This window comes from Acinetobacter sp. 766875 (assembly GCF_000582055.1).
GTDB classification, from domain to species: Bacteria; Pseudomonadota; Gammaproteobacteria; order Pseudomonadales; family Moraxellaceae; genus Acinetobacter; species Acinetobacter nosocomialis.
In genome coordinates, this window is sequence record NZ_JEXX01000003.1 from 48,698 (window position 1) to 60,819 (window position 12,122).

General features: G+C 39.8%; 11 protein-coding genes and 1 riboswitch. Of the genes, 5 read left to right on the plus strand and 6 right to left on the minus strand.

The window, feature by feature from the left end:
• Positions 1–82 precede the first annotated feature (82 nt).
• The gene (locus J576_RS04325) at positions 83–460 is read right to left on the minus strand and encodes a hypothetical protein (RefSeq protein ID WP_002051566.1); all 378 of its coding nucleotides are present in this window, start codon (positions 458–460) and stop codon (positions 83–85) included.
• A gap of 131 nt (positions 461–591) precedes the next feature.
• Here J576_RS04325 and baeS point away from each other — a divergent pair, with 131 nt between their 5' ends.
• The gene (gene baeS, locus J576_RS04330) at positions 592–2,253 is read left to right on the plus strand and encodes a sensor histidine kinase efflux regulator BaeS (RefSeq protein WP_002051338.1); all 1,662 of its coding nucleotides are present in this window, start codon (positions 592–594) and stop codon (positions 2,251–2,253) included.
• A 19-nt stretch (positions 2,254–2,272) separates the two neighbouring features.
• On the plus strand, positions 2,273–2,959 hold the full coding sequence (locus J576_RS04335) for a response regulator (RefSeq protein ID WP_002051374.1): 687 nt from the start codon (positions 2,273–2,275) through the stop codon (positions 2,957–2,959).
• Positions 2,960–3,022: 63 nt separating this feature from the next.
• Here J576_RS04335 and J576_RS04340 read toward each other — a convergent pair whose 3' ends face one another.
• Entirely contained in the window at positions 3,023–4,465 is a 1,443-nt protein-coding gene (locus tag J576_RS04340; RefSeq protein WP_002051377.1) for a protein adenylyltransferase SelO, read from the minus strand.
• A gap of 113 nt (positions 4,466–4,578) precedes the next feature.
• Positions 4,579–5,751, minus strand: coding sequence for an acyl-CoA desaturase (locus J576_RS04345; protein WP_002051241.1), 1,173 nt, complete (start codon positions 5,749–5,751; stop codon positions 4,579–4,581).
• A gap of 208 nt (positions 5,752–5,959) precedes the next feature.
• On the opposite strand from J576_RS04345, the gene J576_RS04350 reads away from it, so the two are divergent.
• Positions 5,960–6,490, plus strand: coding sequence for an META domain-containing protein (locus J576_RS04350; RefSeq protein ID WP_002051369.1), 531 nt, complete (start codon positions 5,960–5,962; stop codon positions 6,488–6,490).
• Between the two features lie 27 nt (positions 6,491–6,517).
• Here J576_RS04350 and J576_RS04355 read toward each other — a convergent pair whose 3' ends face one another.
• From J576_RS04355 to J576_RS04365, 3 genes are all read right to left on the minus strand, one after another.
• A complete protein-coding gene (locus tag J576_RS04355; RefSeq protein ID WP_002051567.1) occupies positions 6,518–7,231 on the minus strand; it encodes a glycerophosphodiester phosphodiesterase in 714 nt (237 codons plus the stop codon).
• Between the two features lie 73 nt (positions 7,232–7,304).
• Entirely contained in the window at positions 7,305–7,883 is a 579-nt protein-coding gene (locus J576_RS04360; protein ID WP_002051539.1) for a cob(I)yrinic acid a,c-diamide adenosyltransferase, read from the minus strand.
• 96 nt (positions 7,884–7,979) lie between these two features.
• Positions 7,980–9,887, minus strand: a complete 1,908-nt coding sequence (locus J576_RS04365) for a TonB-dependent receptor plug domain-containing protein (RefSeq protein ID WP_081404061.1) — start codon at positions 9,885–9,887, stop codon at positions 7,980–7,982.
• Positions 9,888–9,911: 24 nt separating this feature from the next.
• Positions 9,912–10,118, minus strand: a riboswitch (cobalamin riboswitch).
• Between the two features lie 126 nt (positions 10,119–10,244).
• Here J576_RS04365 and J576_RS04370 point away from each other — a divergent pair.
• Positions 10,245–10,904: a phosphoribosylanthranilate isomerase gene (locus tag J576_RS04370; protein ID WP_002051553.1), complete on the plus strand. Its 660-nt coding sequence runs from the start codon at positions 10,245–10,247 to the stop codon at positions 10,902–10,904.
• On the plus strand, positions 10,888–12,117 hold the full coding sequence (gene trpB / locus J576_RS04375; protein ID WP_002051322.1) for a tryptophan synthase subunit beta: 1,230 nt from the start codon (positions 10,888–10,890) through the stop codon (positions 12,115–12,117). The genes J576_RS04370 and trpB overlap by 17 nt, the downstream gene beginning before the upstream one ends.
• Positions 12,118–12,122: the final 5 nt, after the last annotated feature.

Here is a 12,122-nt window from a genome sequence, read left to right on the forward strand (position 1 = left end):
TGAGACAAATAGTCAAAATCGTAAGTAGTTATGTACACAAAAAAGGCGCCGATAGGCGCCTTTTATTGCAGTATTTTTAAAATTATTTTGCTTGTGGTGCTACTGGAGCTGGAGCATTCATTGGTGGTTGAGGACGCTTTGGTTCGAAACGAAGATTACAAGTCCCTTCAAGTGTTCTATCTCCAACTTGGACATTTACAGCTTGACCATTTGCCTTGCCTTCACATGCTTTTTGAATCTGTTCAAAACGAGCTTGACGTTCTGCGCGGTGCTGTTCCCACGCTGCTTTTTGCTCAGGTGTAAATTCACGATGTTTCATACGGTAATGACCATCACGTGGACCATCTTTCATCATATGATGTTCTGAATTAGGCGTTTGAGGGTTTGATTGACAAGCTGCCAAACTGCCCATAGTTACAATTGCTGCACTGAATAATGCGATTTTAGCCGTCATTTTCATGTTTAAAGCCCTTTAATGTTTGTTTTAAGATGACTTAAAGATTAGATAATAAAGATGAAGAAACAATGGAGAGTTTTTCTTTTCGTTGTTGGTTACAATGCAAAATATAGGATAAAAATGAGAGAGTGCTTTTGAACGTTCTACGTGTTCCCATTGCATTGCGGCTATTTTTAACGGTCTTGCTTACCACGCTGTTAATTGCAACCGCAAGTTTGAGTGTTCTGCACTGGACTATGCAAAAGAACTTTGCCAAATATGTGGCCGATGTTGAAATGCAAAAGCTAGATCGGCTCATGACCAATCTTGGAAATGTTTATAACGTTTATCATGATTGGGGAAACGCGATTCAAGCCCAAATCTTACAAATTGAAGGAACAGCCGCTCCAGATGATTACGATCGTCTTTCACAGTGGTGGTTAAGACGCCAATATGACATTGCCATTCAGCAGCATTCTTTCGATGAACACACTCTCATTAATGTTTCTCCAGATGGTGCATCTCCAAATAAAAATTCTATTTTTAGCGATGAAGAGTTACGCACACTAGAAAAAAACTTACCTTCTGAATATCAACCATTTGAAGGTTTAAAATTCCCGTTAAGTGCTAACCAGTTTCGTCCACGTGATGACAATAAAAACAAGTCAAAAAGAGGAAGTCTCAAAGATATTGAGACACAAAATGGTAAGAAGCGCTTTATTGCTTTACCAGACCGTTTAGGCTTAAGTTCTCGTTTATCCTTATATGATGCCAAACATCAGTTTGTAGTGGGTGAACCGCCATCTTCAGATCAAATGTCGTACCGTCCTATCATCGTCAACAATGAGGTGGTAGGGTACTTAGGACTAAAACCAGTCCTAGATAAAGAAGATGCTTTAAGTATTAATTTCTTTAGTAATCAAAAGCGTTATTTACTTTTAATTTATGCCTTAACATTGCTGTCGAGTTTAGTTGCAGCACTTTTAATGGCAACTTATTTTAAAAAGCCAATTCAGCGTTTATTAAATGCAACAAATGAATTAACTAAAGGTAATTATCAGCATCAAGTTGTGATTAAACGAAATGATGAACTAGGTGACTTATCAACTCAACTAAATCATTTAGCCGAGATTTTACATCAACATGAAGAATCACGACGTCAATGGGTTGCAGATACATCTCATGAGTTAAAAACACCATTAGCTGTATTGCAAGCGCAAATCGAGGCAATGCAAGATGGTATTCGAAAGGCGACTCCTGAACATCTCGATGCCATGATGAGACAAGTTTCAAGCTTAAAGAAACTCACTCAAGATCTTGCAGACTTGGCACAGGCCGATGCTCAGCAACTTAAATGCTATTTAAGTTCGGTCAACCCTTGGGATGTTGTACTGCAAGAAGTTGAAAATTTCAGACCTAAACTCGAACAGGCAGGGCTGGAAATTGAGGTGGAAGGTGAGGGCGTTCCATTATTATTAGACCGTGATCGCTTTAAACAAATTATTGTTAATTTAATTAGTAATAGTATTCGTTATACCGAAACAGGTGGAAAGATTCATATTCATACAACTCAAACGTCTCAGGAGTGGACTTTATATGTCGATGACAGTCCGTTTGGTTTAAGTGATGAACAATTATCACGTTTAGGTGAACGTTTTTATCGTGTAGATGATTCGCGCACGCGTAGTACAGGTGGAACAGGACTAGGCTTAGCTTTATCTTGTAAAATTGCGCAAGCGCTTGGTGGTACACTAAGTTTTGAACACTCACCATTAGGTGGTTTACGTTGTGTACTTACCTTTAAAAAGCAGAGTTAAATAAAAGGAAAAATGGCCCATGAAACATGTAATGTTGGTTGAAGATGAAGTCGAGTTAGCGCATCTGGTGCGTGATTATCTTGAGGCTGCTGGTTTCGAAGTAAGCATGTTTCATGATGGTCAAGATGCTTATACGAGCTTTCAACAACGTAAACCTAATTTAATGATTCTGGACTTAATGGTTCCAAGAATGGATGGTTTAACGATTTGCCGTAAGGTACGTGAACAGTCAGACTTACCAATTATTATGGTAACTGCACGTACTGAAGAAATTGACCGTGTTTTAGGGCTAAATATGGGAGCAGACGATTATGTGTGCAAACCTTTTAGTCCAAAAGAGTTAGTTGCCCGTGTACAAGCAGTTTTACGCCGTTTGGAACGTAAGGCTGAGCCAGAACAAAATGATTCGTTCCGCATCGATAAAGCCCAACAAAGAATTTGGTATCAACAAAAATCTTTAAGTTTAACGCCGACAGAATTTCGCCTACTTGAGCTATTTTTAGAACATGTGGGGCAAGTTTATTCACGTGCACAATTATTAGACCATATTAATCCGGATAGCTTTGATGTTGCTGACCGAGTTATTGATAGCCATATTAAAAACTTGCGTCGAAAAATCACGGAAGTGGCGGAAACTGGTAACCGTCATGAGTGGATTCAAGCTGTTTACGGTGTAGGATATCGCTTCGAATATCCAGAAGAATAATTGTTTAGAAAAGTTATTCTGTGGATAACCACAATGTTATCCACAGAAAATGTGGATAAAAAATTAAGACGAACAGCTCACTGCTACATCAGGTACATCGCTTGGCAATGGCCCTAAGTCTTCAGGTTTTTCCAAATCTGGTTGTCTTGTATAAGGATGATTGAGTAACTTAAACAAACGGTCTACTTCACTAAAATCATCTCGCTCCGCTGCTTCAATCGCTCGCTGTGCCATATGATTACGTAAAATATAAATCGGATTTGCTTCTTGCATGTTCGCATCAAGTTCATCGGTATCTTGATGTTCACGAATATTTTCGTATTGCGTAAGGAAAGCATCAAATTGTCGAATATCAAGGCAATCATCACGTAAAACCTTATATTCTTTATTTTGAAGGCGAATAAAGCTTTGAGTGTAATCAAGCTGCTCTGTTTGCAAAATACGTAAAAAGCTTAAGCCGCATTCAGTACTGTCTTTATGAAAATGAGGAAGCCCCATTTTTTTGCATAACCCAGTGGTGTAATGCTCAATAAAAGTGGGTTCAAATTCTTCTAGACAAGCGGCCAACGCTTCTTTGAATTGCTCCTTTTGCTCAGGCTCAGCAAGTGGAATGAGATTATTTAACCAAGTCCATAAATTCCAGTGCGCAATACTCGGCTGGTTTTGATAGGTATAACGCCCTTGGTAATCAGAATGGTTGTTAATCCAGTTTGGACGGAAACGTTCCATAAAACCGTATGGGCCAAAATCGAGTGTAGAGCCCGTAATATTCAAGTTATCGGTATTCATCACACCGTGAGCAAAACCGACCAGCTGCCATTTAGCAATCATAATGGCTGTATTTCTAATCACAGCTTTAGCAAAAGCTAAAATAGGCTGTTCTTCTTGTTGGCATTCTGGATAGTGCCATTCAATGCATTTTTGAGTGAACTCGGCCAATAACTCAGGCGCATATTGATTGATCCATTCAAAATGCCCTAAACGAATATGACATTCAGATGTCCTAAGCAACATTGCACCAGGTTCTAGTTTTTCACGTTGTACACCTTGGGTAGAGCTTGTAAAACCTACTGCATGACTCGAGGCGACTCCTAGAGCATTTAAGGCATGACCTGCTAAATATTCGCGAATAACTGAACGTAAAACTGCTCGGCCATCTCCCATGCGTGAATAAGGGGTAGGGCCTGCACCCTTCAAATGCAAATCGATGGTTTGACCTTTTTTATTCAGAATTTGTCCAATGAGTAAACCTCGTCCGTCGCCTAGCTGACCTGCCCATTGTCCAAATTGATGGCCTGCATAAACCATTGCTAAAGGTGGAAACTCTGGGAAAGTCCGCTGGCCACTACAGATCTCAACCCATGCTTTTTTTTCTTCATCCGTCCATTGTAATTCTTCGGCTAAAGCTAAATTAAAGTGTCCAGCTTTTGCACCGCGAAGTGGGGAAGGCTGCTGTATATGAAAAAGCTTAGAATTGAGTGATGAATAAAGCGGATTAAATTGCATAGGCTGGACTAAATATTTGAGGCGAACTTCACTATACCATAGTTAAAAACGAGCCAAAAAAATAGCGCCTGCAAAGCATGGCTTTACAGGCGCTATTTCGAACTAGAGACGTATTAGTCTGGTACGACGTTTGTGTTCTTTTTAATGTTGCGCATTAAAGTTTCTAGACACTCACGGTGATGACTCAAACGATGTTCAAGCAATTGGAAATCAACTTTTAACTTATGATCCATTTTATGAATCTTTTCAGCCATTGCTGCTTTCTTTGCTTGTAACTCTTGTTCTTTGAGTTTCGCCCAGTCATTTAAAGTATGCGTAAATGCTTCATATTCTTGAGCAATACGTTGCTTCATTTGACTAATGTCGGCATTTACATCGTGGCCATAAATCGCAAGATCCTGTTCAGCATATTTAAACTTCATTGCCAATTCTGCTTTTTTAATATTAAAACTTGGAATACGACGTAGGTTCTTTGCTAAACCAATCTTAGAACATGTCCAAATTAACCATTTAGTTGGGTCATATTGCCACCATTTCACACCATTACGATAATCGTATTGGAAAATATGGTGATAGTTGTGATAACCCTCGCCCCATGTTGCAATCGCTAACCAGAAGTTATCGCGTGCTGAGTTTTCATCGGTATAAGGACGTTTACCAAACATATGGCAAAGAGAGTTAATGAAGAAAGTTACTTGATGGCTAATGATTAAACGTACTAAACCACCGAGAAGAACAACTCCCCATAAATCGCCAGTTGCCCAGCCGACTAAACCTAAAATACCAACGTGAACTGCTACGACAAGTAAAGCATAGTATTTATGCTGGAACATCACCAGTTTGTCATTGAGTAAATCAGGCGCATTTTTAAAGTCTGGCTCAGATGGAGAATGATCGCGAATCATCCAACCCATATGGGCATACCAGAATCCACGTTCAATTGAATATGGATCTTCATCCACATCGTCAACATGGCGATGGTGGGTACGGTGACCAGATGCCCAAAACAGAATACTGTTTTGTACAGCAAATGTGCCGCCAATCATTAAAAGAATTTTAAGAGGTAACGACGCTTCATAAGCACGATGTGCCCAAAGACGGTGATAACCAGCAGTAATCCCCATGCTACTTAAAGCTAAAAGAAAAAATAAGCTTACCCATGCGCTTACACTAAAATCATAATAATACGCGTAAATCGGGATTATGATTGCAGCAAGAATTGGTAAACCAATTAAGGTAATGCTAGCGGTCCAGTTAATTGGGGCCTTGAGTGGGGCGGAAGTCATATCCGGCAGCGCTCCTAGAAACCTTGTCATACAAGGTAAAAAGACAAAACGACATAGCAAAACCAATCATCAAGATTTATTGCTATTTTGCACATCATATTAGCACGTGCATAGTGAGAATCACTAACATTATTGTACAGATGTATCGAAAGAACCGTAACAGAATTAAACCATGCTTGGCAACATTTCAGATAGGAGAAGTTGTGTAATGAAAATACAGCGATTGAGAAAAAAGAACAGCATTGATATTGCAGGAAAATTGCCATTGAAATGTCTTTTCATCGCAATCAGCCTTGTATTGGCAGCATGTCAAAGCGCGCCGCAACAAAATGTTCAAAAGGGCCATGTAAAACCCATACACCATGCACAAACTCCGGTAGTTAAGAAGAAAGTGAGCCCGGAAGGTGTTCAAGATATTGATTGGCAAATCACTCAGATTAATGGTCATAAGGCAAAATTCTTTAACCAATGGCCGACTCTTTCACTGAACTCAGCAGTCAAAACTGTAACTGGTCATACTGGATGTAACCGTATTTTTGGACGATACACTTTTGATTTCAACCAAAAGAAACTTGATATGGAAGTTAATGCGGGACATTCAAGTTGTGATGGTGCTTTGGCACAAGAAGCAGAACTAGTTGATTCCTTACAACGTATTCAACGCTTCCAGTTGGTAGGTAATACCCTATATTTACTTGATCAGAATGGACAACGCCTGATTCAGGCCGAGAAAAAATAAAAGGTGGTTAATACCACCTTTTTTCATTTAGAGTGTTTCGAGCATTGTTGTAGGAATATCTGTAATTAAGCCCTGAATATCTAAATCGCGGAGCCTTTTCGCTCTTTCTACATCATTTACTGTCCAGACACTAATGTTTAAACCTGCTTGGTGAGACAATTGAATCATTTCATCTGTAGCAAGCTGGTCATACCAACCAATATGACAGCAACCAAATTGATGAGCGAGTTCAATCGCTGTAGCTCCAACCGGAAGTTCAACTAGCAAACCGCGTTTAAATTGAGAGTTGATATCACGTAAGGCAGTTAGAATTTGAAGATCGAAACTTGTAATAGTCACGACTTTTTCATACCCCTGTAATTCAGACTCAAGCTTTTGAACTAACTTTTCTGCAAATGCCATATCTCTGACAGCTTTAACCTCAACTTCAATATGATCAAAGTTATCAAGTAAATTTAAAACGCCTGTAAGAGTAGGGGTTGGCTCTGAATTTGGCCAATTGGGCCAGTTTTGTCGATGATCAAATGATAAAGCTTGAGCCAAAGTGGATTGCTCAACAATTTGGTCGACTCCAGCTGTACGTAAAAAATTATCGTCATGAATAACGACCAGTTCTTGGTCCTGAAGCTGGCGAATATCAAATTCGACACCACGGATACCTAAATTTTTTATGTGCTGAAAACCACCTAAAGTATTTTCAGGAGCTTCTCGGCGTGCACCACGATGACCAATAATGCGCATAATTTTCTTCTATTCAGTTATTGTTGATTATGGCCTCTTCAAAAGTAGAGACCATACTTAAATTAGTCTATTTTTAAATAATCTCATTAATATTTTTTTGCCAAAGCACTTCTTGTCCACCTTCTGCACGTTGTAAAGCACGAGATGCGACAAATAACCAGTCAGATAGGCGGTTTAAAAGTTGGAGTGCTGTGGCTTGAATATTTTGGTCACGAGTCTGTACCGACATAAGTGATCGTTCTGCACGACGGCAAACAGCACGCGCTTGATGAGCGTAACTGCAAGATAAAGAGCCAGATGGCAGAATAAACTCTTTCAGCATAGGCAAATCTTCATTCATACGATCAATTTCTTTTTCCAGAAATTCAATACAAATGGGCTGAAGCAAATTGTAATTGGGAATACAAACTTCGCCGCCTAAGTCAAAAAGCCAATGTTGGATCAAGCTCAGGCTTTTGTCCCATTCTGCTTTATTAGTCACTTGGCTGGCTGTGATTTGTGCACGCAGTACACCAATAATGGCGTTCAATTCATCGACATCACCAAGTGCCGCAATTCGTAAATCATCTTTGGCAACACGAGAGCCATCGCCTAAACCTGTGGTACCTGAATCGCCTGTGCGTGTATAGATTTTGCTTAAACGGTGTCCCATGATGGATATCCTGAACATAAAAAAGGGGGTAATGTCGGTCAGAACATTACCCCGAAACTGGAGTTAAGAAAATATTTTTATAATGAGGGTGAAAAATTAATAGCGGAAAGTTACGCCAACAGAAGCTTGGCGGCCTCCATCTACATACCAATTTCCAAAGTTGTAAACTGTTTTGTAATCTACATCGCCTACATTTTGAATATTGGTAAATAATTTTACGTTTGGATTGATATTCCAGTAAGCATTTAGGTCGACAGTAGCATAGCCAGGGACTTTCTGCGGATTAGCGCTATTCTGAGCATTAGAGCTAGAACGGGCAATAAGGGAAGCGCTAATACCGTAAACAGTATTTTCTAAACCAGTAGTTAAGGTAAGGGTTTGCTTAGGACGATACGCAATTTCTAAACCAGATTCTTTATTCTCTGTTTTTACATAGGCATATTCAGTTGATAAGAACAGATCTTGCTGTTTCCATTTTAAACCGACTTCACCACCTGTAAATTCTGCTTTATTTATATTTTCATAATTAGCAACGGTAGCAAAGGTTACAGGATTAAATACAGTATTGGTTGTGATTAAGTTTTTAACTTTAGTTTGATAAGCCGAAATCGAACCAGATAAATGACTATTAAATTGATGATCTGCCCCAATTTCATAAGAAAAACTTTCTTCTGGTTTTAAATTTTGATTACCGTATGAATAGTAATTCCATGCTGGATTTTCATAAAAATAATAGAGTTCTGATAAGGATGGTGCTCTAAAGGCGGTTCCGATATTGGCATAAATACTAGTTGTCGGAAGTAGGAAGTAACGGATAGCACCTTGACCAACAGTATGTGTTCCGAACTTTTCATTGTCCTCTAAGCGAACGCCTAACTGTGTACTAATCTTATCAGTTTTATATTGGTGTTGAAGATAATAACCAGCGGAATCAATATTTTGTTTTCCATTTAATATGGACGCATCTTTATATTCAGTTTTATCAATACTTGTACCAGCTAAGATGTTTTGTGTTGGTGTAAATTGCCATTTGATATTTAAATCCCCTTCATTACGTTTAGTATCTGCGTGATAAGGTGAGGATTCATGGTACTCTTCGTTATCTTTGAAATTAGAATAACGTGCATTAATAGTGACATCAGATGTCGCTTTATATTCAACTTTTGTTGTGATTAATTGATTATCAAACTCTCTTCTTGCAGCATTATTCACACCACTATTTTCTGAGTAGTTGTTATTACCCTTATTTTGGCTGATTTCAACGCTGGCATTTAAGTCATTTTTATTGTTGTAACCTAATTTTGCACTATAACCTTTTTGGTCATAAGCTGCTTTCATATTCTCTGGTTGACTATCGAATATACGAGTACCATCGCTTTCCAAACGTTGTCCGCGAATTTGAGCATAGAATCCTTCATCACTGACTAAATCTGCCCCTACAATTGCTTTATAGGTTTTATTTTCACCATAAATACCTGTAATAAATGCAGAGTTCTTTTGAGGGGTAGCCGTAATCATTTGAATTACACCCCCGATAGCATCACTACCGTATTGTACAGATGATGGGCCTTTTAGAACTTCAATGCGCTCAACATCAGTTGTATCCAAGAACTCAGGATAGATAGGAGATAGTGTATTTGGTGTATTTAAGCGAGCACCATCTTTAAGTAATAAAACATGATTTGGGTTAGTGCCTCGAATAGAGAGGTTTGTACCTTGTCCAAGACCGCCATTTTGTTTGATATAAACAGAAGCATCTTTTTGGATGAGATCAGATAAATTGAGTGCGGGATTCTGCTCAATGGTTTTTTCATCAATCACTGAAATGCGCGCCGGAACTTCACTCGCTTTTTCTGCGCTTTTAGAAGCAGTTACCACAATTGGATCAAGCTGAATTGCGTTTGTTGTATCTTCAGCAAAAATAATAGGCGAACACCCCATCGCAATAGCGATAGCACCTACCAGACGAGTAGGTTGAAAAGACTTAGACATAACATGCTCCATACATTCACCCCACGTGAATGATCGGGTAGATAGATGAAACAAGCAGGTCTCCGGACTTCAGCGCCATAATTCATTTATGGACATATTCACCTTCCCACATCACTGCAGTGGTGTAAATCGATCTCGACTTAAAAAATATGCTTTACATTGTTACCGTTGCGGGGGCAGTGCCGGACTTTCACCAGCTTCCCTAAAGCATCAATTGCTTACACTTGCTTCCATTTGAACGCAGTATAAAGTGCTGAATTGCTTCCTACAATGTCATTTCGAGCAATTCCCGGAGAACTTTTACGCAAGGGACTAAAATTGCATTACAATGACGCTTATTTTAAAAAATGGTTGTAGTTTAGGCAGATCATGAGCCCATCAAACCAAAAGCGTACTCGAGCAAAAATTTGTGGAATTACTCGTAAGCAAGATGTTCAAGCAGTGGTCACAGCTGGAGCAGATGCGATAGGTTTTGTGTTTTTTCCGCCAAGTCCAAGAAACGTAACAGTTGAACAGGCAGAAGAATTGGCAAAACTTATTCCACCTTATGTACAAATGGTTGGTTTGTTTGTTAATGCAAGTGCCACTGAAATTCAGGATGTACTTGATTGTGTTCCCCTAGATGTATTACAACTACATGGCAATGAAACTCCAGAACAATGCCAAGACATCGCTCGCCATTGTAAACGTCGTTGGTATAAAGCAATTCAGGTTAAACCTGATCTGGATGTAGTTGCTGAAATTCAAAAATATCAGGCAGCTGGTGCCAGTGCTGTATTGCTCGATGCATGGCATCCTGAGCTTAAAGGGGGCACAGGACATCAGTTTGACTGGTCTAAATTCCCGAAACTTGATATTCCATTAATTTTGGCAGGTGGTTTAACCCCTGACAATGTCATTGACGCTATTCATACTACCGGTGCTTTTGCAGTAGATGTGAGCGGAGGCGTAGAGTCCGCAAAAGGTATAAAAGACCAACAACTCATTGAAAGATTTATGCAAGGAGTCCAACGTGGATCAGCAAAATAATGTGATTGACTATACCCAATTCCCAGATGCAAATGGGCATTTCGGTATCCATGGCGGACGTTTTGTGTCAGAAACTTTAATGGCGGCATTAGAAGATTTGGAAAATCTCTATTCCCGCATGAAAAATGATGAACAGTTTCTGGCAGAATTCGACCGTGACCTCGCCTATTATGTAGGTCGTCCTAGTCCACTTTATTATGCTGAGCGATGGTCAAAAGAGTTAGGTGGTGCGCAGATTTACCTTAAACGTGAAGACTTGAACCATACAGGCTCACACAAGGTAAACAACACGATTGGTCAAGCACTACTTGCAAAGCTTTCTGGTAAAAAACGTATTATTGCCGAGACTGGTGCAGGCCAGCATGGCGTGGCAACAGCAACAATTGCAGCACGTTTAGGTCTTGAGTGTGTTGTATATATGGGTGCTGAAGACGTTAAACGACAAGCCATGAACGTTTATCGTATGCGTTTGTTGGATGCAACAGTTGTTCCTGTACAAAGTGGCTCTAAAACGCTGAAAGATGCCATGAACGAAGCAATGCGTGACTGGGTAACTAACGTTGATACGACTTACTATGTCATTGGGACAGTTGCAGGTCCGCATCCTTATCCTCAACTCGTTCGTGATTTCCAGTCGATTATTGGCCGTGAAGCCCGTAAACAGATTTTGGAGCAAGCAGGTCGCTTACCAGATGCATTAGTTGCATGTGTAGGTGGTGGTTCAAATGCAATGGGCTTGTTCTATCCGTTCTTAAACGATGCCAATGTGAAAATGTATGGTGTTGAGGCTGCTGGCTTCGGTATTGAAACTGGTAAACACTCCGCGCCTTTAAATGCAGGTCATGTGGGCGTATTGCATGGTAACCGTACTTACCTCATGAGTGATGCACAAGGCCAAATTATCGAGACACATAGTATCTCGGCAGGTTTGGACTATCCGGGTGTGGGTCCTGAACATAGCTTCTTAAAAGATATGAAGCGCGTAGAATACGTGCCAATTAATGATACTGAGGCGCTGCAAGGTTTCCGTGACTTAACCAAAATCGAAGGGATTATTCCTGCGCTTGAAAGCTCACATGCTATGGCATATGTATCTAAGCTTGCACCAACCATGTCTAAAGATCAGATTATTATTGCGACTGTTTCAGGCCGTGGCGATAAAGATTTAATGACAGTTGCACGCATTGATGGCGTAGAAATGGTTGAGATGTAAGAGGA